Below are 23,749 nucleotides of genomic sequence, written 5' to 3'. Positions count from 1 at the left end.
TTTATTAACTCTGATTTTGCCGGACGGGGTTTGCAACCCCGTCCGGAATATTTTCCGGATCGCCGCCCGCAAACGTTTCGGACGGGGTTGCAAACCCCGTCCGGCAGCCGTCCCGCATTCTTAGCCTGATGCATATGGGGTCAGCAGGGGGTGTAAACGCATATTGTTGGATCTGATGGTTTAGAGAATTTTCAGATAGTTCCACAAGGGATTCATTTTCTGTCAAAGTAACAATAAGCTTTACAGGATTCATACCTGTGGCATTGGTAAGTTGAAAAAGATAATCTCTATCAGAATACTTTTCCAAAAAAATAAGACCATATCGTCCTGTGAATTCTGAAACCCTGTCAAATGATATATTCGGATCTTTGAACCTCACAAATATTCGATCAGTGATTAAATATTTATCACCAGACTCCTCTGATTCATAGTCGTGGTGACAAGGTGCTTTTGCACGACATTGTTGCATAAGGTTTTCCAGCTCCTCTGGTCTGCATATGACACGAGAGGATGATGAAGAAAGCTGTTCTGAGTTTTGGATGCCTATTGATCCTAAATCTTGTGGCAATATACGTGCAACAAATTTGTCAGGACTTTTGATTAAATTAATTCGTTGGCCACTTCGATAGGTATATACTGTTTTACTGTTCATTATTACCTCCTAAAATTTCTGTTTGCACAACCTCTTCAAATTTATTACTTATTTTTATAAGAAAGCCGTGCTCCTAAAATAGAGCTTTTAACAAAATGTTTGCTGCTCCGGAGTGCCGAACTTACAGTTCTCCCTCAGAAAAACACATGAATTTAAAAAAACTGAGAAGACTCGGACCTTTGCCTTCACTGAAATACAAAAAATGCCGCTCAGAGATGCATGAATACAGTTTATACCCCTCTTTGTCAATCAAAAAAATCTGATTATAACGTCTTTTTGTGAACAATAATTTCAGCAGGTTATATTCTGATATACAGTCAGGCGAAACCACCGCTGATACATAAAGCTGCCGAATACCGGCATATTTCCGGTTCGGACTGCTCCGGTCAGCCGCGGAACGCGTCGTAATCCCGTCCGAAATGTCGGGCGAAATGTCAGTCCGTCCCTGACCGGCTTTTTTTTTAATCAGTTTAAGAGGTCAGGCCCTCCCCAAAAGGCGTTATAATCAGAAAAAAATTTACTCACCGGGAGTAATTACCAAAGAAGATATGTGTTGTCAAGTCAAGAGATTTTAAAAATCAGGGTAATTGCATGAAAATTTTAAATTATTATAAGTTGTTCTGATTTTATTAAGAAAAGCTCCCGTTAATAATTTCCAGGTCGGACTGAAAAATCTGTCGGCGGCAAACTTTCAGTCCGAATTAAAAAACCTTAACCGATTTCAGAAAGTTGGTCGGTAAAAATGAAAATATGAAAATCGGGGTTGCATATTCCGGCAATCCGGGATATGTTTTTTATTTTTAACTTCTCAGCGAGGAAATCGGAGAAATTCCGGGATTTGTCAGAGGATGAGAAATGAGCAGGGTGATGATATGGATGTTGGGACTGGTTGTGGGTTTTGCGGTTATGCCGGATATGTCGGCGGAAGCGAGACTGACGTTGGCGGAACAGGGGGTGCGGACGGGCGGATCCTCCTCAGACGGCACACAGGGAAAATCACAGAGCAGGCCGGGGCGGAGTGCCGGGGTTTCGGGACGTCAGGCTGTTCCGAAGCCTGACGGAAACCCCGTTGGCGAGCCGGGAGGATCGGGCCGAAAGCGAAAACGCCGAAAGCCGGGGAAGTCCCGTGAATCCCGCTCCCGCAAACCGGGAACACGGAAAAAATCTCGCAAACTGAAGGCCGCGCGAAAAAAATTTCGCAAAGGTCTGCAAAAAATGAGACCGGCTGTGGTCGGCAGACATTTTTTTCAGCCTGAATGTATTTGTAATTTTTGTTACAGTGTCGTACATCATTGTAAAGGGTTCGCCCCGGCATTTTTCCCAGAATTCATTCATGCGATGTTTTCTGAGCAACCGACATTGAGTAGTGGATCGTTCATAATTGTTACAGGAACGTCCGGCAAAGCGTTTGTTTAGTCCCCCGCAAAGCCGCCGAATCAGATTGTTTTGCTTTTTTTGTGACATGGCGATATCCGATTTATATTCAGACAGTTAATGAGAAAGATTTCCAGGTGCAACTCAGCAGGGTGTTATTTGGCGGGCTGTTCATTAGCGGTTCAGTCCTTGCTAAAAAACCCTGTAATTTTGTTCCTAACAAGTATGCACTAGATTTACAAGACAATTTGAAAGCTGCTACAAATATGCCGCCCCTACGGGGCTTTCCCAGCCTCCCTTAAATCCGTTATCATCAGAAAAAATATATTTTTGAAAAAAACAATAAAAAAATGTCCTCAGTCATCTCTTTCTGACTTTTATATATTCAAAAGGAAAAAATCGAAAAGTCAATAAGGAAGATGATTATGAAGACCCTCAGAAGAAAACTTGTAATCTGTTTCTGTATTGCCCGCGCAGCAATGTCTTTTTCAGACACTCAGGCGTGGGCAATCGGATTGAATTTCACTCCGTCTGCTTTGGCAATTGAGAATAGCGGTGAGTCTGTTGATCTGGATATTATTATCTCAGGTCTGGAAAATGATGTTCAGCGGTATTCTTTCAGAAACCTGTCTGCGTTTGAGTTCGGTGTTCATTATGACACCAGCGATTTTGGCGATTATCTGCCGGAGAGCGGGTTATGTGATATTCTGTATGATACAGATGGGTGGCCCTCGGATAACAAAAAAAGGGCAAATCTGTCAAAGTTTTCCTGTCACTGGGATATGGGGATTTGCCCGTCATCAGAAACTTTTGCGCTGGCTACGGTGTCATTTATGGGAAATGGTCTGGAAAAGGATGACTTGTCTTTTTCAATCCCCGGAAAAAATGATTCGTGTAATTCCTTTTGCGTGAGTTTGGGAAATGGACATGACCCGGGGAATCATTCCGAATCTGCCAAAATGTTCCTTCTTGGCTGCGGTCTGATCGGGCTGGCAAGGCTTGGGGGTAAGAGGGTCTCGGGTAAGGGGAGCGGGCCACACTGACTAATTGAAAATTATGAGAAATTAATTGAAAAACAAGTGTTTTCAGGGGCTATATCACATTTTTTGCTTATTCGACCGGAATCAGAGGTCATATCTGAAAAAAACCTGTGTTATGGACTTTTCCAATCATAATAATAACAATGGTGGTGATATTTTTTCTTATAATAATAGTTATGAGGTTTTTCCTTAAAATTGCTTTTTTTGTGAAAAAAAATTTTCAAAAACGTGAAAATCAGGGGCTTTTTTCGATGCTTCGCAGGTTCGGAAACTGCTGATTTTTATGTTTTATCTTATGATTTTAGCAGTTTTGGGGTGCAAAAAGTTAGTTTATTTTGTTTTATATCAGTTTGTTACAAACTTTTCGCCTCAAATTTGCCAAAATTCAAAAATTATGAAAATGAAAATACCTTACTATTTTTTCTTATTATTATCAGAGGCTTGCACGAGAAAGACCGGCGACACCCGGACAAAGGGAGGGGGTCAGGCCAGTGCCCCGTTAATGTAGGGGATCGCCATCTCCAGAAGCGACAACATCGGATTCCCGCTGAAGATGTCAGGCCAGTGCCCCGTTAATGTAGGGGATCGCCATTTAAACTATGTGACGATATCCATGTTAGTTTGTCAGGCCAGTGCCCCGTTAATGTAGGGGATCGCCATACGGTGTATCTCCCCATAACACCTTGATTAGATTGTCAGGCCAGTGCCCCGTTAATGTAGGGGATCGCCATCCTGACCATAGGCCTGGGGTACAACGCCATCCACAAAGTCAGGCCAGTGCCCCGTTAATGTAGGGGATCGCCATCCAATTGATAATTGACAATTGATAATTGATAATTGTCAGACTTCGGTTCGGATGGTAAATTCAGTCCCGGACGGACAATTAAAAAAAAGCCCGGCAATTCATTGCCGGGTTTTTTTTATTCAGAAACGGGTTCAGTAATTTTAGTCCCGGAGGGACGGCAGAGAATAGCCCGGCAATTCATTGCCGGGGTTCGGGGTCGGATGGCAATCTCAGTCCCGGAGGGACGGCAGAGAATAGCCCGGCAATTCATTGCCGGGGTTCGGGGTCGGATGGCAATCTCAGTCCCGGAGGGACGGCAGATAATTTTTTGCTACAGGGATTTGCTATAAGAAAGGATTGAAATGTATTGATTACAAATTCTTTTCCTGATTATAACAGATTCAGGGGATGCCGACAAAGCCCCGGAGGGGCGGCATATTTGTAGCAAATTATGCTGCGAATATGCCTGGCGGGGGGCTGCGAAGCTGCTGCTTCAGTTCGGGGTGATAAGTTTCAGTCCCGGAGGGACGGCAGAAAATAGCCCGGCAATTTATTGCCGGGTTTTTTTATTCGGAAAACGGATTTAGTTGCGGAGGGACGGCAAATAACTTTTCGCTACAAGGATTTTTTATAAGGCAGGTTCGCAGGCCCCCTGACAATGCTGCAAATATGCCGCCCCTGCGGGGCGTTGCCTGCCCGAAATGATGAATCCCACTCAATTTTTTTCTTGACATCCCCCTTCAATTTAACTATTTAGCCAATAAATAAATTCTCAGGGCGGGGTGAAATTCCCCACCGGCGGTGATTTTGCTATCATGCAGAAAAGCCCGCGAGCGCCTGTTTCTTTAAAAAAAACAGGGTCAGCAGATCCGGTGCGAATCCGGGGCCGACGGTTACAGTCCGGATGGGAGAGAATCGTTAAGCAATCCAAATGTTTCAGTTCCCACTTTTGGGCGCTGGTCAGCGTACAGTTGCGCCATTGCGACATTCCGAATTTTGCAGCATAGTCCTGGGCATTTTCGGTCTGACGCAATCAGAGCGTATTTGCGCTGAAATGCGCCAAGTGCGGTCTCCATCTCATCTATCCACCCTGATATTATCATATTAACAATCAATTAATATAAGGGAGTGTTATGATGAATCCATTTCTGCTTTCTCGTTTTGGTAATTCAAATGAACGCGTCAAAAGAGCCATTGATGATCTCAGCCAGGGCAAGGGGGTTCTGCTTGCTGATGATGAAGATCGTGAAAATGAAGGAGACCTTATTTTTCCTGCCGAAACCATCTCAGTTCCTCAGATGGCAATGCTCATCAGAGAGTGCAGCGGCATTGTGTGCCTGTGCCTGACTGATGAAAAGATACGTGAGCTTGGCCTGCCCCAGATGGTGAAAAATAATACAAGCTGTAACCAGACAGCTTTCACTATCTCAATAGAAGCCCGTTATGGTGTCACAACAGGGGTGTCTGCCGCAGACCGTGTCACCACAATCAGAACCGCGGTTGCGGAAAACTGCAAACCGGACGACCTCAACAGACCGGGGCATGTTTTTCCGCTCCGGGCAAGACCCGGGGGCGTATTTGCGAGGCGGGGACATACCGAAGGTACTGTTGATCTTATGCAGCTTGCGGGATTCGGTCCTGCGGGGGTGTTATGCGAACTGACCAACAAAGACGGTTCCATGGCCCGTTTGCCGGAAATCGTTGCCTTTGCGGAGCAGCATGATTTCACTGTGCTTACGATTGAAGACATTGCGGCGTACAGGTCACAGCTTTTGGATAAGACAGCGTAAATTTGTTTTTCAGAAGGCAGGTTTTTTATCTGTTCGTGTTTAAAGGGGGGGCAAGGCGCATATGCATCAGGCTAAGATCGTAACTCATTGTTTTTATTAACCCGTGATCTGCCGGACGGGGTTTGCAACCCCGTCCGAAATATTTTCCGACCCCCGAAAACAAACGTTTCGGACGGGGTTGCAAACCCCGTCCGGCAGTCTTAGCCTGATGCATATGGGGCAAGGCGATTTCCCCAAAAATAAAATACCCGGAAATGTGCGGTGGGTTCCGCTTCGCTCCACCCACCCTACGTTTTTGTATCGGGTATTTTATTTATTTCGATTTCCCTAAGTAAAATCACGTCTCGATCAGATGATTCCGAATGGCAAAACGTGACAATTCAGCATTGTTCCGCAGATTGAGTTTCTTTAGCAGTCTGAATCGGTAGGTATCCACAGTTTTGACGCTGATATGGTAAGCTTCCGCGATCTCCCGATTGGTATGCCCCATGGCCAGACGCCTCAGCACCTGAAGCTCTCTCGTTGAAAGAGAATCCAATGCTGAACGCCCGCTGACCCCTCTGGCGACGCGCAGCGCCAGCAATTCGGCTGCCTCATCCGTGAGGTAGCGACACCCCGCATATACTTTTCCTATGGCTTTCACCAGTTGCTCCGGTGCTGATTTTTTAGTGATATACCCCATGGCTCCCGCCTCAAAAGCCCGAACCACATACTGTTCCTCTTCATGCATGGTCAGAATAAGAATCGGCAGTTCCGGGTAATAAGAGTGAAGCTGATTAATGACCTCCAGCCCGTCCATGCCCGGCATGGAAATATCAACAACAGCCACATCCGGCAATGACTTACGGGCCTGCTGAATCGCCTCTTTGCCATCGGCCGCTTCCGCAATAACCTCGATATCGTCGCTTTCCTCCACAATACGACGAAGCCCGGCCCGGACAATACTGTGATCATCTGCCAGCAAAACCTTAATCATTGCATTCCCCTCCGATTTCAATTTTCAATTTTCAATTCTCAATTCTCAATTTTCAATTTTCAATTCTCAATTCTCAATTCTCAATTCTCAATTCTCACCCTGAGATAGACCCGTGTTCCCTCACCTGGCATGGAATGAACCTCGAGGATTCCTCCGACAAGACCGGAGCGTTCACGCATTCCGGCCACTCCCAGCCCCTCGGCTTCTGCTAATTTCGAAGTGTCAAAACCATTGCCGTCATCGCTCACCGTGAGTGTCAATATCCCTTCTTCTGCTTTCAGAAGCACATCCGCACGGCTGGCGGACGCGTGTCGTGCCACATTGGTCAGGCTTTCCTGAGCGATCCGATAAGCTGCGGTGGCGACCGCGTCATTGATCACGGGTACGTTAAAGCATTCAAAAATACATGTAATTTCAGTACGTCTTTCAAAATCGGCAGTAAACCATTCCAACGCGTCAACAAGTCCCAGGTCATCAAGCACCCCCGGACGCAGACGGATGGCGATGCTTCTCACATCTTCAATGGTTTTATCTATCAGACTGCACATTGTGAGCGCACGTTCCGCGGCTTTGGGATCGGTCTCATTCATGCGTTTCATTATCCACACCGAATCCATGCGAAGGGCAGTGAGAATCTGCCCCAGTTCGTCATGCAGTTCACGGGCAATGGCGGAGCGTTCTTTTTCCTGATTGGCGATAATGCTGCCGGAAAGACGCCTGAGCTGATCCTGGGCTTTTTTGGCCTCGGTAATATCTGTTGAAATTGACCCCACACCGCTGGCCGTATCTGAGTCATCATAAATCGGAAATTTCACAGAGAGATAAGTATGAACACCGTCATTTTGAGGAATGCGCTCCTCAGCCTGACAAGACTGCCCCTCTGAGATCACTTGCTGATCACTGCTCCGGAACAGATCGGCAATTTCCTTCGGATGAATTTCATGATCAGTTTTTCCCCGAATATCTTCATTTTTTACGTCAAACAATGCCTCATAACGGGAATTGACCAGAAGGTAACGTCCTTTCCTGTCTTTGATACAGACCACATCCGGCGTATATTTGAGAATGCTCGTAATTTCCTGAGTCCTTTTTTTTACCTGACGCTCAAGGTTTCTGGAATAGCGGCTGAGTTCCTCTTTGGCCTTTTTCAGAGCTTCTTCGGCCTGTTTTCTTTCGGTCACGTCAATGGATACGGCCAGAGACCGTATGATATTTCCGTTTTCATCCCGTTCACCAAATGCGGAGAGGACAACATCTATCCTCTCACCATTTTTTTTAACAAACTGATATGAGACATCTTTACAGTAACCTGTCTTAAAAAATTCATGAACAACCACATGTTCGGCGTACTGACGCGAACCTTCCGCTAAAAAATCAGTAAGCCTTTGTCCGACCACTTCCTCACGTTCATAACCGAGAACATCAAGCCAGTTGTCACTCACACTCACCAGACGTCCCTTCTTGTTTATTGAATGGAGCATGGCAGGCGTATTATGATAGACAGCCCGATATCGTTCCTCGCTTTCCCGCAACGCCTTCTCAACTCGTTTTCGACGGATGATCTCATTGCTTGCCTTTCGGAACAGAATAAAAACAGCTATTCCCACAAACACGCACAGGATAAGAACGATTTTTCCTGTAATTTCCATCATCGGATCAGAGACCCTTTTGGAAATGGTGTTAAGGTTTTGCAGATGAACGAGGTTCCATCCCGGATAATTATCCAGCGGTGACCGGTGCATCAGATATCCATTTCCTGACCTGTCCGTGACATATTTTTCGTTCTTTATTTCCAGACCGCTCCATTGCCACGGGCCCTTGCCAAATTGCAGTGAATCGGTGAGTTGCGAGATTTCCTCGGTGGAAAGTTTCTGTAACAGATGATAAAGCCACTCTGTGCGGCTGGAAATGAAAATAAGCCCATGCGGATCTGTGACTAAAACAATCTCCTCATCATCCAGGCTTAATCTTTTCTCAATAAATTCAACAGACGCCTTAATGACGATAACGCCCAGGGGACGGACTTGCGCTTCTTCATAAACCGGATGACTGTAATATGCGCCTCGTTTTCCCGAGGCCGTGCCCATTGCCAGATACGTGGCGGAGGCTCCCCGGACAGCCTGCTGAAAATAGGGGCGAAAAGCGAAATTCTGTTCCATAAAGCTGTCCGGGTTCTTTCGATTACTGGAGGCCACAGTTGTTCCCTCGCGATTCAGCAGGTAACAAACATCTGCATCGAGCGTGGCCTTAAAATGATCAAGCGTGACATTTGCTGCTGCCAGAGAATCATCCGCGGGATCGGTCAGAACCTCACGAAGCGATTTCATCCCGGCCAATGTTTTTACTGGTTTTATATTTTCCGAAAGAAATGAAGACAGATTTTTTTTTATCATTTCCACACGGGTGACAGCCTGTCTCTCTGCCCCTTTAAAAGCTGCCTGTTTTAATGAGGAATAATAAAAATATCCGCCAGTGGAAGCAGACAAAAAAGCCAGCAAAGAAAGCACCAGCAAAATTAAGCGGAGTCTCATGGGCTATTTTCTCCAAAAAAGATTTCACTTGTTTTCAGGGCGCACACTCAGCAGCGGAACCGGACAGCAGCGAAACATTTTTTCAGCGACAGGCCCGAAAAGAACACCTGCAAGATCACTCCGCCCCTTCCGACCCATAACCATGATATTCGGTTCCTCCTCCTCCACTGCCCGGATGAGTTCCTGAAATGGCACACCGGTTTTGAAAATTTTTTTAACAGAAAGGTTCTCTGGGGATGTTGCTTTGATCAGTTTTTCGATCTCCCGGGTTCGTTCCTCCTTTACCCGTTTCACATATTCCTCCGCACTTTTTTCCACATATGTCTCAATACTTCTGTCAAATTGTCCCTCTGCGACTTTGAGGATTATATCTATATCTCTCTGATTGATCACATTTACGATAATCAGTTCAGCCTGGAGTTTTTCGGCCAAATGAGCGGCATATTCCAGGGTCTCTTTTGAATACTTGGAAAGGTCGCACGCGACCATGATTTTAGTGATTGCTTTCATTTCTCTTCTCCGTTACGGGGTATGAGGCGAAACAAACCGGGCCGAGGCCATATCCGGAGGCCATATTGTTTCAAATTTGCCGTTAATAATTTGCAAAACCAGTGTATTGACACTGTTTTGTCTCTCAAAATCATCATATGAGTAAAATTTGACCGGCCCGAACGGGGTCTTCATAAATGTATGATTCAACGCTTCCCTGATGTGTTTCGGGCTGAAGGTTTTTGCCCGTTTCAGAGCGTCCGAAGCCACAAACAGGGCCGAATACGCTTCTGCGCCGTGATAGTCCGGTGATCTGGTGTGACGCCCGGTGTACTGAGTGTAATATTCCTTTGCTCCGGGATAGGCCGCATGCCAGGACCATAAGGCTGCTGTGAGCATGTTGTTCGCGGAATCCCCTGCTCTTCTGACAAATTCCTCCAGTGTAAAACCGCCGGCTCCGCCGCACAGCAGTGAACTGATATTCAATCCGCGAATCGCTTTGACAAGGCCCACGGCATCTTCAAGGTAAGAGACCATATAAATCACATCAGGAGGCTCTTCTGTCAAAGGCGCGACCAATGAACGGAAATAGGTCGGGCTTATCTTTGTCTTATCATAATCAAAATGCGCGCGTATCTCAATGACCTGATCTTGGCAAAACTCAATCATTCTGAGCGCGCCGTCCGTTCCGAACATACTGTTCTCATAAATAATGGCCATGGATTTTGGTTTGAAATTTTTAATCCAGAAATCCTCCAGCCCTTTTGTATATTCACTGATGGGAGGATTCAGTCTGTAAATATTCTTCCAACCCTTCTGGGATATCTTGTCAGCAGAAGCGGTGCAGATAAGAAACGGCACATCTTTTTTTTCCGCCATTTTTGCCATGCGGTAAGTCCGGTCGCTTTGGTAGCCTCCCACCAGCATAACGGATTTGGAAGAAGGAACCAGTTTGCTGAAAACATGCTCTGTCGAAGCCTCGCCTCCGTCATCGGCAAACACGATCTCCAGAGGGCGGCCATTGATCCCTCCGGTTTTGTTGACAGATTCCGCAGCCATTTCAAAAGAATTCTTCATTATAATGCCAAATTCTTTCAGATTGCCGGACAATGGCAGCGGAACCCCGATAACAAGCGGTTCCTGTGAAGCTTCGGCATGGCAGAATCCCCCGGCAAAAATCACAAGGGCCAGGACTATAATTTTTTTTAATCTGTTTCTCATTTTTTTCTCCTCATTACCAATGAACAGTTAAGTAAGTACCTGAGCAAAAGTTTTTTCTGCGAGATGCGGAGAAACCCGGGTTTTTCCTTTACGAGACGCATCATTCCGGTAAAAAAAGCCGGGTTTCTTTCCCGATAAAAGCCGGGTTTCTTCCCCGCATCGCAACTTTTTGTCCTGTGTATTGCATCTTTATTATAAGCAAATATCGGAAAACTTATTATTATGTACTTATCAGCATCGTTTGCTTATTAATGAGTTAATGTGCGCCTGTTCCCATATGCTTTGCCCATTCAGGGAAAATATTGGGGTCAATGGAGAATATCGCGGTTCCGATGATATAGAACAACGCGGTAATTACAAACACACCGATGATATTGATAAATATTCCCACTTTTGCCATTTCCGCTATTTTAATGCGCCCGCTGCCAAAGACAATTGCATTGGGCGGCGTGGCAACCGGCATCATAAAAGCGCAGGACGCTGAAAGTGTCGCCGGGATCATCAGCATCAGCGGATTTGTCTTCATGGCAAAAGCTACGGAGGCCAAAATCGGGAGAATCATTTCTGTGGTCGCGGTGTTTGATGTCAGTTCGGTTAAAAAAGTAAGACTAAAGCAAAGAATGAGGATCATGAGAATGGGAGACATGCCGGCAAGCCCTGAAAATTTATTACCGATCAGTGTTGAAAGTCCGGTAACCTGAAATCCCTTTGCCAGTGCAAACCCGCCCCCAAAAAGAAGCACGATGTTCCAGGGAAGATTTCTGATCACATCAGGCCCCATGACTGTGGGCGATTCAGCATCTCTGCTCCGGGTCGGAATCAGAAACAGAATCATCGCCATAAACAAGGCCACAGTTCCGTCATCAATCAGTCTGGGATAAGGCATCAGTTCGGACCATCCGGGTATGGAGAAAAATCCGAGATTCAATTTCTTTCTGAACACCCATAAAAAAGCAGTGAGAAAAAAGATAATGAGTACAGATTTTTCCTCAAAACTCATGGAACCCAGATCATCATATTCTTTATCCACGATGGATTTGTCAACAGTGATGTGGGCCGGGACACGGAAAAATATTTTTGTGAGCATAACCCAGACGATTCCCAGCATAACCGCGCACAATGGCAGACCCATAATAAACCAGGTCCCAAACGCAATAGGCTGGGCTTCCGGAAATGTTATTTCAAATATTCGTGCAAAGGAAAGATTCGGGGGCGTTCCCACGAGTGTGGCAACACCTCCCAGGGAACACGCGTAAGCAATGCCAAGCATCAGACCCACTGTGAATTTATGTGTCTCCTCAGCACTAAATTTGGCCTCCATCTGAGATATGATTGCCATGCCAATGGGAACCATCATGATGGCGGTGGCTGTGTTGGATATCCACATGGACAGGAATGCCGCGGCCACCATGAAGCCCAGCACAATTCGCGAGGGACCTCCGCCGATGAGGCGTATGATAAAAAGTGCGATTCGTTTATGCAGGTTCCATTTTTCCATTGTCAGCGCGATCATGAAACCGCCCATGAACAGAAAAATCGTGCTGTTGATATAGATGGGAGCAGTGGATTTTCCATTTAAAATTCCCAGCAAAGGATAGAGAAGCATTGGCAGCAACGCAGTGGCAAAGAGAGGAATCGCGTCTGTGATCCACCAGACAGCCATGAGGGTCGCCACAGCAGCCATTCGGGTAACGATAGGTTTTCCCGGATCCAGATCAAACAGCAACATCACAAAAAACAGTAATAGTCCCAGGCAGAGACCTGCTTTTTGAGAAAAACTCTTGCCCTGTCCTGATTTTTCTTCGTGCATAACACTCCTCCTTTTATAGGGTTGGGTTCATTCGGGGTTATATGATATCCCCTTCAGCTTTTCCTTGTAAAATATGTGAAAGGAGAAAAAGTGTCAATTAGACGATTTCTGATTTTGTTGTCAGATTTTTTCTTACATTCAGTAGATCTAAAAGTTTCCGGACTGTGTGCGGCATGGCAGAGAAACCCGGCTTTTTTTCCCCGGACAGAAGGCTCCCCCCGCCGGAAAAAGCCGGGTTTCTCCCCCGTTCGCCGTGTCTGTCCCGCGACAGTCCGAAAACTTTTCGATCTACTGACATTTTCAAAAAAGGAGTGCCAAACTTGCAGTTTGGCAGGGGAGGCAGAGGAGGTAGTTTGGCGAAGGGGAACTGAGGTCTTGCCAAACTGTAAGTTTGGCACTCCGGAGTTTTGTTTCCGAATATTGTCTGCTGCCAAACTGTAAGTTTGGCACTCCGGAGTTTTGTTTCCGAATATTGTCTGCTGCCAAACTGAAAGTTTGGCACTCCGGAGTTTTGTTCCTGATATTGTCTGTAGATCGAAAAAGTTTTCAGAGCCCCGCGGGGCAAGGGCGGACGGGGAAGAAACCCTGCTTTTTCCTGCGGGGGAGTATTTCGTCCGGGAAAACAGCCGAATTTCTCTGTTGTTTTGCGCGCAGCCCGGAAACTTTTCGATCTGCTGATTGTCTGTTGTGAATGTCAGGGCGTTGTTTTTTAATTCTCAATCCTTGGTTTTCCTTGTGGTGCGAAAAACAGCAGCCACAAATAGCACAGTGCTGACCCCTGCGCCCACCGATGCCTCAGTAAAAGCCACATCAACGGCTCCCATTATGGCCCAGAGCAGGCACATCATGAAACTGTACGCGCCGAAGAGAATACTGGCTCCTAAAAGGTCTCTGACACTTATCGCACCGATTCCGCAGATGACGACAAATGTAAGAATAACAATATCCAGTTGCCAAATCATGCCTTATTCCTTTGTCCATGGTTCAAGCCCGGCTCTCACGCCCGCGTCAACAATGGCATGGGTGGCTGTGGGGCTTGTGATAAAAACAAATACAACGATCAGGATAATTTTCAGGCTGGTGAGTACGGACGCAACGCAAAAATCATGAAGCGAGTATAACGCCATGGCCAACATCGTCATCAGAAGCCCCATGGTATCAAGCTTTCCGGCGGGGTGAAGGCGGGAATAAAAATCCGGAAAACGAATAATGCCGACAGCTCCGCCGAAAAAAAAAATCAGACCGCATATTAAAAATATGGTGACAATGATATTCATCTACTTTGTCTCCTGTTCATCATATAACCCCTTTCTTTTCTGAAAATATCTTGAGGCCGCGAGCACAGCGATAAAATTCAGCATGGCATATGCAAGGGCAATATCAACAAACATATCCACTTTTTCGTAGATCAGCCCGATGAGAATCAGCAGAACAGTTGTTTTGCTTCCGATGGCGTTCACACCGATCAGACGATCCAGAACAGTGGGACCCAGGACCGCTCTGTATAACGAGAGGGCCATTATGACAGCCAAAAATAAACCGGAATATAGAAATACATTATCCATTATTCATCAAAGACTTCAGCAATCCTTGCCTCCATTATCCAGGGCAGTGTTTTCCCGGATTCAATATCAATCACATGGAATGTGACATCTCCGTAAATTGAGATATATACGGTGATAGTTCCGGGAGTAAGCGTTATGGAATTGGCAAGCGTAACAAGTGACATGTCACTTGTAAGCCTGCTTTTGAATTTCATGATTCTGGGATCAATCACATCCATCATCCTCGGATGAAACACCAGATACATCACATGGATATTCGCGATAAACACCTGATACAGCAGCCAGGGAATATATCTTATAAATCGGAACCACAGGCCCGGCATCTTTTTCAATTGGGGAGAAGGTAAAAGCAGGTCAGCCGAAAAAAATGAGACAATGAAGCAGGAAATAATACCCAGGGAAATATGAAACAGATCAGGCCTGCCTGAAAGGACCAGCCATAAGCCGAACATAATAAAAAAAGTAATAAAAAAAGATGCGGAAAATCGTTTCTGCCGGGGAGATGCGAGTTTCATATCAGAGGAATGAGGTTGTCCCTGATGATAATTTTCTTGTTCTGTGACAGCCAATTAATTTCCCTCCCATCTGGTTGAAATGACTTGCCTCAGCTCTGATTTTCAGTCGCAGACAGATGCTGAGGTCTGAATCTTAACTATCAACTCATCATCTTATGATTTCAAATAATATCAGTAGAGCAAAAAGTTTTCGGGCTGCGGAATATTCAAATATGCAAAAAACCGCTTCGCTTTATTTTTGCACTCCGGAAAAAAAATTAGGGCTGCGGAATATTCAAATATGCAAAAAACCGCTTCGCTTTATTTTTGCACTCCGGAAAAAAAATTAGGGCTGCGGAATATTCAAATATGCAAAAAACCGCTTCGCTTTATTTTTGCACTCCGGAAAAAAAATTAGGGCTGCGGAATATTCAAATATGCAAAAAACCGCTTCGCTTTATTTTTGCACTCCGGAAAAAAAATTAGGGCTGCGGAATATTCAAATATGCAAAAAACCGCTTCGCTTTATTTTTGCACTCCGGAAAAAAAATTAGGGCTGCGGAATATTCAAATATGCAAAAAACCGCTTCGCTTTATTTTTGCACTCCGGAAAAAAAATTAGGGCTGCGGAATATTCAAATATGCAAAAAAACCGCTTCGCTTTATTTTTGCACTCCGGAAAAAAAAATTAGGGCTGCGGAATATTCAAATATGCAAAAAACCGCTTCGCTTTATTTTTGCACTCCGAAAAAAAAAAATTAGGGCTGCGGAATATTCAAATATGCAAAAAACCGCTTCGCTTTATTTTTGCACTCCGGAAAAAAAATTAGGGCTGCGGAATATTCAAATATGCAAAAAACCGCTTCGCTTTATTTTTGCACTCCGGAAAAAAAATTAGGGCTGCGGAATATTCAAATATGCAAAAAACCGCTTCGCTTTATTTTTGCACTCCGAAAAAAAAAAAATTAGGGCTGCGGAATATTCAAATATGCAAAAAACCGCTTCGCTTTATTTTTGCACTCCGGAAAAAAAAAAATCGAAGTGCTGGATGTTCAACATGCTAATCATCTTCTGTTAATTTGCATACCTGATTTGCAGCTTTTTCAATTGTCAGTCTGCCCATGTTAAGTACTATGTGGTAAAGATATGGCTGATCATAGTCTTCTTTGTGAAAATAACGATACAGATTTTTTCTTCGCTTACCGTGTTTATCCACAATAAGAGCAGCTTGTCTGGAGGAAAGCTCATAATGCTCCTCCATAAATTTTACCCGATGATCTAAATCAGCAATAAGGAGTACATGCCAGACATCTTCATAATCCTTTAAAATATATTGGCCGCCCCTGCCGATAATCACACAGTCTCCTTCATGGGCAAGCTCTTTTATGATTTCATGAAGCAGGTCAACATAGATATGTCCGTCAATATATCCCCGTTTATGTTCCCCGATCCGTTCCAAATAGTTCTTTCGAAACGGTCCCAGACCGGAAATATATTTCAGCAGGCGTCCCCCGGCTTCCTTTTCAACAGATTTTACCCAGTTGGGTGAAACCCTTGCTTTTTGCGCTACCTTTTCAATGATATCTTCATCAACTAAGGAATATCCTAATTTTTCGGCAACAAGTGTCCCTAAAGTTCTGCCGCCGGCACCAAATTGTCTGGAAATCGTGATAACTGACATAGAACATCCTATGGGAATGTTATGATTTTTTTAAAAAATATTCTTAGAAACCGGGCTATTGTGAAAAACCCGGCTTCTATTTTCCGGAAATATTTTTTTTCAGGTCTGTAAGTTGTTTTCAATCCTTAAAAGGATGGAGGCTGCCCTGATTACCAACAGCTCATAATATTTTCACCCATATTTTTCGCAGCTTCATCCTGAAACTGATGAAAGCGATAGCCAACCACTCTGACCAGGTATGACATAATTAAAAATCCCAGCCAGGGATCTTTTGCAAAAAGCTTGGTAAGATTTGTTTTTCCTATTTTTATGACTTTGCAATCCCTGGCGCAGTAACCTGAAAGCCTCATTTTATGCGGCGGTACAAAACACGACCATCCCAGTATCTTTGCTACGGAGTCCCGAGCTGATACGGCAGAAACAGTGTAATCATCCGAAGTGGGGCGGGATCCCGGCATTTCAAAACGCAAATCAACCCGTCCCTCAGTTACAATCCAAAGATGGGTCGCGTCTTCTCCTTCAGCAAAGAGCCTGTCCCCGCGCTTATATTCCTTTTCCTCGCAGTTTTCCTGAACAGCAGTGAGCTGGTCGTCATTCAGACCTTCAAAAATATCAAGCTTTTCAAGTAAATCAAGACTGATCATAGATAAATCACCTCCTAGTTTTTTTGATCCACAGCGAAAAACCATTAACCTATTTAATGACAGAATGCAAACATTTTTTTAAGGTGTCAGGTGTCAGGGTGTTAGGGTGTTAGGTGTTAGGGTGTTAGGTGTTAGGTGTTAGGTGGTAAGTTTTAAGTTTTAAGTTTTAAGTTTTAAGTGTTAAGTGTTCGGAACTTACAGAGTTATTTCTTCTTAGCACCTAACACCTCTTGACACACAACTGCCTTTGCTCTATGTTCTCTGTTTGAAAAAAAGCCGATCAAGACAGTTGCTTCTTTATGCGACAACAGCGGCCCTGATGTCACAGCAAAAAAATGGAATTTTAATAATTTTTCCTAACACCTAACACCTAACACCTAACACCTAACACCTAACACCTAACACCTAACACTTAAAACTTAACACCTAACACCTAACACCTAAATGAAATATTTACCTATCAATCAAAATTTGTTTGTTCAAAACAGGGAACGGTTTGTGAAGCATCTCAAACCAAATTCCATTGCTGTGTTCAATTCCAATGATATTATGCCCACCAATGCGGACGGAACACAGTCATTTATTCAAAATACCGATATGTTTTATCTGAGCGGGACAGACCAGGAAGAGAGTATTTTGCTCATCTGTCCGGATGCCAGGGAAGAAAAACATAAGGAAATTCTGTTTGTCAGAGAGACAAATGAGCATCTTGCCATATGGGAGGGGCATAAACTCACCAAAGAAGAAGCCAGCGATATCTCAGGAATTCTGACGGTGCATTGGACTTCGGAATTTAATAATATTTTCAGGTCATTGGTCTTTGAGATGGATCATATTTACCTGAATACCAATGAACATTCCCGGGCAGATATGGTTGTGGAGACAAGGGACACCCGCTTTCTGAAATGGTGTATGGCTGCGTTTCCTTTACATAAATATGAAAGGCTGGCACCGATTATGCATGATCTGCGTGCCATTAAATCTCCCATTGAAATACAATTGATAAAACAGGCTTGTGACATTACGGAAAAAACATTCCGACGACTGCTTCGTTTTATCAGGCCCGGGGTATGGGAATATGAAATAGAAGCAGAGATTTATCATGAATTTCTGAAAAGCCGTTCAAGGGGGCCGGCTTATGAATCCATTGTCGCCTCGGGAGCGAATTCCTGTGTGCTGCATTATATAAAAAATAATCAGCGGTGCAGAAATGGTGATATTTTGCTAATGGATTTTGGCGCGGAATATGCAAATTATGCTTCTGACCTCACCCGCACCATTCCGGTGAACGGCCGTTTCAGCAAACGTCAGAAAGAAGTTTATAACGCGGTCTTACGAGTGCAAAAAGCTGCAATAAAATTGCTCAGACCAGGAAACACACTTGAGGAATATAACAAAGAAGTCGGCAAAATAATGGAAAAAGAGCTGATTGGTCTGGGAGTGCTGGATGCTAAGGCGGTGAAAGCGCAGGATAAGGAAAAACCGCTTTATAAAAAATATTTCATGCACGGAACCTCCCATCATCTGGGATTGGATGTGCATGATGTCGGAAACAGATACCGAAAATTTGAGGCGGGAATGGTCTTCACCTGCGAGCCGGGCATTTACATCAGGGATGAGGCCATTGGCGTCAGAATTGAAAATGACATTTTAATAACTGACGGTGAGCCGGTTGATCTGACGGGAAATGTTCCGGCAGAGGCAGAGGAAATTGAGATGCTGATGAGGGGATGATGAATATATTCTCCAACTTGAAACTCGGAACATTTAGGAATCTCCCAAAAAATAATCTGCCCGAAATGTAGAAATGTAGGGTGGGTTCCGCTTCGCTGCACCCACCCTACATTTTCCTGAACCGGGTATATTATTTATTTCGAGTTCCCTTACATATGTGCATAAAAAAATCCGCAGATCCCCGAATTTTAAGTTTCAAGTTTCAACCCGATAATAAATGGTTTCCAGAGGCAGATCAACATCAACAGAGCGGATGTTAAACGAGTCCTCCAATGTTTCAAATTCATCGAGTTCCCACCTGCCCGCCTTGTTTTTGAAGAAATATTCGACATGGCACGCATACTGATCCACCAAGATATAATCCCGCAATGACCTGATTTTGCGATATGCCTTAAATTTATCTCCCCTGTCGTAACTTTGCGTGGATTCGGACAGCACCTCGATAATTACCACAGGATTCGTGATAATGTCATCCCGATTTCCGAGAAACTCGATATCTCCGCACACAACGCTCACGTCAGGATACACATAATGTCTGGCTTCATCAGCCTGAATTTTCATATCACTGGCAAAGACAAAACATGATGAATCCCGGAGTGCGCTGTGCAGTCTTGTTGCAAGATTCATCGCAATTAGATTATGATTAAAGGAGGCCCCGGTCATGGCGAAGATTTCACCATGATAATATTCGCTTTTGTATTGGGCTGCTTCTTCCACTGCAAAATATTCTTCGGGGGAAATAAGCTCTTTTTCCTCTGCCTGTGCCATGATAAAACCTCCTCACCTGAAACTTGAACTGGAAATCCCGAGGTCCGGGGGATTTTCTTACAGACGTATGCCACTGTTCCGAGCTTCAAATTTCAAATCTCATTTATGACCCGATAATAGATGGTTGCCAAAGACAAATCAACATCAAGGGACTGAATTTTAAATGACTCTTCCAATGTTTCAAATTCATCGAGTTCCCACCTGCCCGCCTTATTTTTGAAGAAATATTCGACATGGCACGCATACTGATCCACCAAGATATAATCCCGCAATGACCTGATTTTGCGATATGCCTTAAATTTATCTCCCCTGTCGTAACTTTGCGTGGACCGGGACAGAATTTCAAAAATAACAACGGGGTTTGCAATAATGTCATCCCGGTCCCCGACAAATTCGATATTTCCGCACACAACGCTCACGTCAGGATATACATAATGTCTGGCTTCATCAACTTGAACTTTCATATCGCCAGTGTAAGTCATGCAGTCAGAGTGGCTGAGGGAACCGTGCAAGCTGGCCATGATATTTACAGCAATGATGTTGTGATTGTGAGATGCACCGGTCATGGCGAAGATTTCACCATGATAGTATTCGCTTTTGTGTTCGACAGCTTCTTCCATTGCAAAATATTCTTCGGGGGTAATAAGCTCTTTTTTCTCGGCCTGTGCCATGACAAAACCTCCTGATCCGGATAAACTGGCAAATAACAATTTCCAAATCAATCCGGAATTCCAAATTCTAAATTTTTCAATCTGCTGATACTGTTTGCTGGCATAAATTGGGCTTTCCGAAATACCTCCTATATTCCTGCAATTCATCTGTCCGAACCCTGATTAAAATATTAAGATGTTTCCATGATTGAAGGTCAATCGGTGAGCCAGCATAGCAGTTTTGCTCAAATCCCGTCTGACAAAAATTTTAGCACTTCGGAGCCGATGCCTGTGCGACAAATCTGATTCTGAGACCGGCAAATATTTCGGAGAGATCAGACAATCTGATTTTCCGACCTTCTTTTGTTTCTGAATGGCTGACTCTCCTCTGAGCTTCGGCCACATTCTCCAGGGCCATCAGAAAGACTTCGTCTGAGCCCTCGTCAAGAGCGGCATTGAGATATGCAGCGGCCTCATCCGGATCGGTCAGCGACTTCAGGAGTTTCTCCTGATATGATTTTGAAATCTTATTCATTTTTCCTCCTTTTGTAATCCCGCCAGTATGTCTTGGCTTTCCGAATATCTCTGGCTTGGGATTTTTTTGTTCCGCCGCAGAGCAATATGATTAGAATATCGCTATCCTGTCCCAGATAAATGCGATAACCGGGGCCGAAATGAACACGCAGTTCATAGACACCGTTACCCACAGATTCGCAGTCCCCCAAATTGCCGAGTCTGAGACGATCAAGTCGGATACGGATAACCGCTCTGGCTTTTCTGTCTTTCAATGCGTCAAGCCAGTCTCCGAACGGGGAATTATTTTGCTCAGTGAGATATTCCCTGAGTTCCTTGGGTTTTATTTCCACACTGTTATCTCTTATAATTACCCGATATAATTATCCGAAGCCCTAAAATAAAATTTTAGCACTGTTTTTGTTGTTTGTCCAGTCATAGCCTGTCAGCCTTCTCAATACCTGATGATGAATTTCCTATATTCCTGCAATTCATCTGTCCGAACTCTGATTAAAGGATCAGAGGATTTCCGTGATTGAAGAACAATTTGAAACAAATGCTTAAACACTTGTAATCCTTCAATTTTTTTATTAAACGGTGTTTGCGGACTTCAGCAGCACTATTCGTCTGAAAGGCAAAAAGTCCGGCGATGATAATATGATTCTAATATTTCTCAAAATTTGAATCATCTATCTCATCTGTTTTCATATCTAACTTAATTGTGTTGTTTACCTTACCATCAGTTTTTAGTTCCTGAAATTTATTTTCTGTTTTCTTTTCAGATTGTTCGATAATCGCTTTGATTTTTTTAATATCTTCGGTTTTCAGAAGTTCATCCTCCTGTTTTTCCTCAGTCTTATCCTCTTTCTGTTCAGTTCTGAAATACTCGATACTGTCCTGAAGTTTTTTCACATAAACATCTGTCAGTTGCCGAGCGCCTGATGCCAATTCAACGGATGTCGAAGCAAGCTCCTCTGATGCCTGTGCATTACCCTGAATCACCATGTCCAACTGCTGAATTGCCTTATTGATCTGACCCGCGCCCCCGTCCTGTTCTGCGCTTGCCATGCTTATTTCCTGAATAAGCTCTGTGGTTTTCCTGCTGTTTATTACAATCTGATTCAGTATGCTGCTTGCATTTTCTGCAATTTCAACACTGGAAGAGGCCAGCGTGCCGATTTCTTTTGCTGCTTTCCTGCTCCGATCTGACAGTTTGCGTACTTCCATTGCCACAATGGCAAAACCTTTTCCGTATTCTCCGGCCCTTGCCGCTTCAATCGCGGCATTCAGTGCCAGCATATTTGTCTCCCGGGAGATGTCTTCAATAAGTGACACCTTTTCTGAAATTTCCTTCATGGCAGTCAGGGTATTATCTACGGATTCTTTGCCTTTGTAAGCATCTTCCGCAGCTTTCTGTGAAATCTTTCTTGTTTCTGACGCATTTTCAGCATTCTGCCTGATGCTGGACGCCATCTGCTCCATTGATGCGGATATCTCTTCAGCAGAAGCTGCCTGCTGAGACGTGGCCTGAGAAAGTTCTTCAGCCCCGCTGCTCAGGTGATTGCTCATTTCGGAAACATGGAGTGAAGAATTCCTGACCCCCCGGGCAACTGTTTTTACATCAGTGATTATTTTTCCTATCTGACGAGTCATTTTCTGCAAAGATTCAAGTAACCGTCCGATTTCATCCCTGGCAGACACCTCAATATCGTTTGTGAGATTTCCCCGGGCTATCTGATCAGCAATATTCACGCCTTTCAGCAAAGGGTTTAGGATGATGCCGCGGGTTAATCGGAAGATAAGATAGGAGATAAAGATAAGTGTTACGAAAAACCCCAGGATAATTATAACAGATAAGGTATATACTTGTGCTAAAATTGAATGATAAGGAACAAGTTGCACATAATACCAGTCCACGGCCTCCATATATGCAAAAGTGATCATATAGTTCGTATTATCAATGGTAATTTCGGAAGAGATCACCTTCTCATCTCTCCTGACATTGTTTTTTATCTCATTGATCAGGAACATATCCTCACGCCCCTTATAATCAAATGTTTCCGGGGAATTTTCCATAAACTTTTGGTATTCAGGATGATAAATAACAGTGCCTTGTGATGTGATGATGATATGCTGACTGCCAGAAACACTTTTCTGAAATTCGGAAATCGTTGTTAAAAGAGTGTTCAGCACCACATCATGCCCAACGGATCCCAGAAATTCATTTCCTTTATAAATGGGGCTTGCATTACTGATCATCCAGTATTTCAATAAAGGATCATAATAGACAGAAGACCAGACACTTTGCCGCCCGGGATTGTTCTGAGGAATAACCATATGAAACCATTCCTGCTCAAGAAAATTGAAATCAGGATGAATGTTTGCAGGCCAGTTTTTGTCATCTATAATGATCATCTGTTCAGGCATCACAACATAAGTGTCTAAAAATCTCAGAGAGGCTGCCTTCTGATGAATACTGATTTTATGCTCTGTGGCCATGATCATCCGTCTGACCCGGTCGTCAAATTTTCCGATGTTGCTGACAAAAACACCGTAAGTGTCATTTCTTTCATACGTTGTTCGTACAGCACCATCTTTGTCAACATAGTATTTGTTTGAAAAATACGCATTCCAGTCGCCCGCATCCGTCTGATCATACCATGTCACAATTTCTTTGGCGAGGTACTGGCCATCTCGCATGGAATCCTCAAATATTTGTTCCAGGCTATTGGCATAGCTTTCAATAATACTGTTGAAAAGGTCCTTTGAATCGCTTATTTTTGATTTCGACAGATAACTGGTTGTGGCGATTAAAAGCAGGATACCAAAAGCTGTAAAAATAAAAACAACAGAAGAGATAAATTTAAATGATACAGAAGCATTGTAAGATTTTAAAAACATGGTATGTCCCTTGTTATATAGGCAATTATGAAAATTTGCTGCAATTACAGGGAAATCAGATAAGAAAGGAAAAAATTCCCCTTCTTATCTGACATTTCTGCGGGTTTGCGCTGATATAGTTTGTTATTACTC

Annotated in this window: 22 protein-coding genes, 1 CRISPR repeat array and 1 riboswitch; of the genes, 5 read left to right on the top strand and 17 right to left on the bottom strand. The window is 44.1% G+C overall.

Features of this window, described 5'->3' with window-relative positions; genetic code table 11:
* Positions 1-4: 4 nt before the first annotated feature.
* Entirely contained in the window at positions 5-652 is a 648-nt protein-coding gene (locus dnm_RS07065; protein ID WP_207681976.1) for a hypothetical protein, read from the bottom strand.
* Positions 653-1,500: 848 nt separating this feature from the next.
* Between dnm_RS07065 and dnm_RS07060 the strand changes: the two genes are divergently transcribed.
* From dnm_RS07060 to ribB, 3 genes are all read left to right on the top strand, one after another.
* Positions 1,501-1,710 carry a hypothetical protein gene (locus dnm_RS07060; protein WP_207681975.1) on the top strand — a complete coding sequence of 70 codons (210 nt, stop codon included), beginning with the start codon at positions 1,501-1,503 and terminating at the stop codon, positions 1,708-1,710.
* A gap of 741 nt (positions 1,711-2,451) precedes the next feature.
* Positions 2,452-3,069 (top strand): hypothetical protein, encoded by a 618-nt coding sequence (locus dnm_RS07055; RefSeq protein ID WP_207681974.1) that lies wholly within the window; start codon positions 2,452-2,454, stop codon positions 3,067-3,069.
* Between the two features lie 479 nt (positions 3,070-3,548).
* A CRISPR array of direct repeats spans positions 3,549-3,871; the repeat unit is 37 nt; unit sequence GTCAGGCCAGTGCCCCGTTAATGTAGGGGATCGCCAT.
* 743 nt (positions 3,872-4,614) lie between these two features.
* Positions 4,615-4,770: riboswitch (FMN riboswitch) on the top strand.
* 213 nt (positions 4,771-4,983) lie between these two features.
* Positions 4,984-5,640 carry a 3,4-dihydroxy-2-butanone-4-phosphate synthase gene (gene ribB, locus dnm_RS07050; protein ID WP_276571857.1) on the top strand — a complete coding sequence of 219 codons (657 nt, stop codon included), beginning with the start codon at positions 4,984-4,986 and terminating at the stop codon, positions 5,638-5,640.
* A 337-nt stretch (positions 5,641-5,977) separates the two neighbouring features.
* On the opposite strand, the gene dnm_RS07045 is transcribed toward ribB, so the two are convergent.
* From dnm_RS07045 to dnm_RS07005, 9 genes are all read right to left on the bottom strand, one after another.
* Positions 5,978-6,616 carry a response regulator gene (locus tag dnm_RS07045; RefSeq protein ID WP_207681973.1) on the bottom strand — a complete coding sequence of 213 codons (639 nt, stop codon included), beginning with the start codon at positions 6,614-6,616 and terminating at the stop codon, positions 5,978-5,980.
* Positions 6,617-6,696: 80 nt separating this feature from the next.
* The gene (locus dnm_RS07040; RefSeq protein ID WP_207681972.1) at positions 6,697-9,147 is read right to left on the bottom strand and encodes a PAS domain S-box protein; all 2,451 of its coding nucleotides are present in this window, start codon (positions 9,145-9,147) and stop codon (positions 6,697-6,699) included.
* Between the two features lie 24 nt (positions 9,148-9,171).
* On the bottom strand, positions 9,172-9,657 hold the full coding sequence (locus dnm_RS07035) for a universal stress protein (RefSeq protein ID WP_207681971.1): 486 nt from the start codon (positions 9,655-9,657) through the stop codon (positions 9,172-9,174).
* A gap of 12 nt (positions 9,658-9,669) precedes the next feature.
* A complete protein-coding gene (locus dnm_RS07030) occupies positions 9,670-10,857 on the bottom strand; it encodes an ABC transporter substrate-binding protein (protein WP_207681970.1) in 1,188 nt (395 codons plus the stop codon).
* A gap of 256 nt (positions 10,858-11,113) precedes the next feature.
* Positions 11,114-12,667, bottom strand: a complete 1,554-nt coding sequence (locus dnm_RS07025; protein ID WP_207681969.1) for an SLC13 family permease — start codon at positions 12,665-12,667, stop codon at positions 11,114-11,116.
* A 716-nt stretch (positions 12,668-13,383) separates the two neighbouring features.
* Positions 13,384-13,629: a Na(+)/H(+) antiporter subunit B gene (locus dnm_RS07020; RefSeq protein WP_207681968.1), complete on the bottom strand. Its 246-nt coding sequence runs from the start codon at positions 13,627-13,629 to the stop codon at positions 13,384-13,386.
* 3 nt (positions 13,630-13,632) lie between these two features.
* Entirely contained in the window at positions 13,633-13,944 is a 312-nt protein-coding gene (gene mnhG, locus dnm_RS07015) for a monovalent cation/H(+) antiporter subunit G (protein ID WP_207681967.1), read from the bottom strand.
* Positions 13,945-14,232 carry an MrpF/PhaF family protein gene (locus dnm_RS07010; RefSeq protein ID WP_207681966.1) on the bottom strand — a complete coding sequence of 96 codons (288 nt, stop codon included), beginning with the start codon at positions 14,230-14,232 and terminating at the stop codon, positions 13,945-13,947.
* A complete protein-coding gene (locus dnm_RS07005) occupies positions 14,232-14,801 on the bottom strand; it encodes a Na+/H+ antiporter subunit E (RefSeq protein WP_246556235.1) in 570 nt (189 codons plus the stop codon). Before dnm_RS07005 ends, dnm_RS07010 begins: the two co-directional genes overlap by 1 nt.
* Positions 14,802-15,299: 498 nt before the next feature.
* Here dnm_RS07005 and dnm_RS07000 point away from each other — a divergent pair, with 498 nt between their 5' ends.
* Positions 15,300-15,488: a hypothetical protein gene (locus dnm_RS07000; protein ID WP_207681965.1), complete on the top strand. Its 189-nt coding sequence runs from the start codon at positions 15,300-15,302 to the stop codon at positions 15,486-15,488.
* A 298-nt stretch (positions 15,489-15,786) separates the two neighbouring features.
* Here the strand turns inward: dnm_RS07000 and dnm_RS06995 are convergent, their stop codons facing one another.
* Both dnm_RS06995 and dnm_RS06990 read right to left on the bottom strand, forming a co-directional pair.
* Positions 15,787-16,407, bottom strand: a complete 621-nt coding sequence (locus tag dnm_RS06995; protein ID WP_207681964.1) for a cytidylate kinase-like family protein — start codon at positions 16,405-16,407, stop codon at positions 15,787-15,789.
* Between the two features lie 149 nt (positions 16,408-16,556).
* Positions 16,557-17,051 (bottom strand): Crp/Fnr family transcriptional regulator, encoded by a 495-nt coding sequence (locus dnm_RS06990; protein ID WP_207681963.1) that lies wholly within the window; start codon positions 17,049-17,051, stop codon positions 16,557-16,559.
* Between the two features lie 444 nt (positions 17,052-17,495).
* Between dnm_RS06990 and dnm_RS06985 the strand changes: the two genes are divergently transcribed.
* The gene (locus tag dnm_RS06985) at positions 17,496-18,785 is read left to right on the top strand and encodes an aminopeptidase P N-terminal domain-containing protein (protein WP_207681962.1); all 1,290 of its coding nucleotides are present in this window, start codon (positions 17,496-17,498) and stop codon (positions 18,783-18,785) included.
* A 195-nt stretch (positions 18,786-18,980) separates the two neighbouring features.
* On the opposite strand, the gene dnm_RS06980 is transcribed toward dnm_RS06985, so the two are convergent.
* The 5 genes from dnm_RS06980 to dnm_RS06960 form a co-directional block, all read right to left on the bottom strand.
* Entirely contained in the window at positions 18,981-19,553 is a 573-nt protein-coding gene (locus dnm_RS06980; protein WP_207681961.1) for a Uma2 family endonuclease, read from the bottom strand.
* Between the two features lie 92 nt (positions 19,554-19,645).
* Complete coding sequence (locus dnm_RS06975) at positions 19,646-20,224, bottom strand: Uma2 family endonuclease (RefSeq protein ID WP_207681960.1); 579 nt, start codon at positions 20,222-20,224, stop codon at positions 19,646-19,648.
* 247 nt (positions 20,225-20,471) lie between these two features.
* The gene (locus dnm_RS06970; RefSeq protein ID WP_207681959.1) at positions 20,472-20,738 is read right to left on the bottom strand and encodes a helix-turn-helix domain-containing transcriptional regulator; all 267 of its coding nucleotides are present in this window, start codon (positions 20,736-20,738) and stop codon (positions 20,472-20,474) included.
* Entirely contained in the window at positions 20,731-21,069 is a 339-nt protein-coding gene (locus dnm_RS06965; protein WP_207681958.1) for a type II toxin-antitoxin system RelE/ParE family toxin, read from the bottom strand. Before dnm_RS06965 ends, dnm_RS06970 begins: the two co-directional genes overlap by 8 nt.
* 310 nt (positions 21,070-21,379) lie before the next feature.
* Positions 21,380-23,617, bottom strand: coding sequence for a methyl-accepting chemotaxis protein (locus tag dnm_RS06960; protein WP_207681957.1), 2,238 nt, complete (start codon positions 23,615-23,617; stop codon positions 21,380-21,382).
* Between the last annotated feature and the right edge of the window lie 132 nt (positions 23,618-23,749).

The organism is Desulfonema magnum (assembly GCF_017377395.1).
GTDB lineage: Bacteria > Desulfobacterota > Desulfobacteria > Desulfobacterales > 4be13 > Desulfonema_C > Desulfonema_C magnum.
This window is presented reverse-complemented; position numbering and strand designations above follow the sequence as displayed.

What these genes read in the sequence shown, in the direction of transcription:
- dnm_RS06975 (WP_207681960.1), bottom strand. Translation starts at nt 20,224, where the DNA reads ATGGCACAGGCCGAGAAAAAAGAGCTTATTACCCCCGAAGAATATTTT.
- dnm_RS06985 (WP_207681962.1), top strand. Translation starts at nt 17,496, where the DNA reads ATGAAATATTTACCTATCAATCAAAATTTGTTTGTTCAAAACAGGGAA.
- dnm_RS07040 (WP_207681972.1), bottom strand. Translation starts at nt 9,147, where the DNA reads ATGAGACTCCGCTTAATTTTGCTGGTGCTTTCTTTGCTGGCTTTTTTG.
- dnm_RS06980 (WP_207681961.1), bottom strand. Translation starts at nt 19,553, where the DNA reads ATGGCACAGGCAGAGGAAAAAGAGCTTATTTCCCCCGAAGAATATTTT.
- dnm_RS07030 (WP_207681970.1), bottom strand. Translation starts at nt 10,857, where the DNA reads ATGAGAAACAGATTAAAAAAAATTATAGTCCTGGCCCTTGTGATTTTT.
- dnm_RS07035 (WP_207681971.1), bottom strand. Translation starts at nt 9,657, where the DNA reads ATGAAAGCAATCACTAAAATCATGGTCGCGTGCGACCTTTCCAAGTAT.
- dnm_RS07025 (WP_207681969.1), bottom strand. Translation starts at nt 12,667, where the DNA reads ATGCACGAAGAAAAATCAGGACAGGGCAAGAGTTTTTCTCAAAAAGCA.
- ribB (WP_276571857.1), top strand. Translation starts at nt 4,984, where the DNA reads ATGATGAATCCATTTCTGCTTTCTCGTTTTGGTAATTCAAATGAACGC.
- dnm_RS06970 (WP_207681959.1), bottom strand. Translation starts at nt 20,738, where the DNA reads ATGAATAAGATTTCAAAATCATATCAGGAGAAACTCCTGAAGTCGCTG.
- dnm_RS07045 (WP_207681973.1), bottom strand. Translation starts at nt 6,616, where the DNA reads ATGATTAAGGTTTTGCTGGCAGATGATCACAGTATTGTCCGGGCCGGG.
- dnm_RS07055 (WP_207681974.1), top strand. Translation starts at nt 2,452, where the DNA reads ATGAAGACCCTCAGAAGAAAACTTGTAATCTGTTTCTGTATTGCCCGC.
- dnm_RS07060 (WP_207681975.1), top strand. Translation starts at nt 1,501, where the DNA reads ATGAGAAATGAGCAGGGTGATGATATGGATGTTGGGACTGGTTGTGGG.
- dnm_RS07000 (WP_207681965.1), top strand. Translation starts at nt 15,300, where the DNA reads ATGCAAAAAACCGCTTCGCTTTATTTTTGCACTCCGGAAAAAAAATTA.
- dnm_RS06960 (WP_207681957.1), bottom strand. Translation starts at nt 23,617, where the DNA reads ATGTTTTTAAAATCTTACAATGCTTCTGTATCATTTAAATTTATCTCT.
- mnhG (WP_207681967.1), bottom strand. Translation starts at nt 13,944, where the DNA reads ATGAATATCATTGTCACCATATTTTTAATATGCGGTCTGATTTTTTTT.
- dnm_RS06995 (WP_207681964.1), bottom strand. Translation starts at nt 16,407, where the DNA reads ATGTCAGTTATCACGATTTCCAGACAATTTGGTGCCGGCGGCAGAACT.
- dnm_RS06990 (WP_207681963.1), bottom strand. Translation starts at nt 17,051, where the DNA reads ATGATCAGTCTTGATTTACTTGAAAAGCTTGATATTTTTGAAGGTCTG.
- dnm_RS07065 (WP_207681976.1), bottom strand. Translation starts at nt 652, where the DNA reads ATGAACAGTAAAACAGTATATACCTATCGAAGTGGCCAACGAATTAAT.
- dnm_RS07020 (WP_207681968.1), bottom strand. Translation starts at nt 13,629, where the DNA reads ATGATTTGGCAACTGGATATTGTTATTCTTACATTTGTCGTCATCTGC.
- dnm_RS07010 (WP_207681966.1), bottom strand. Translation starts at nt 14,232, where the DNA reads ATGGATAATGTATTTCTATATTCCGGTTTATTTTTGGCTGTCATAATG.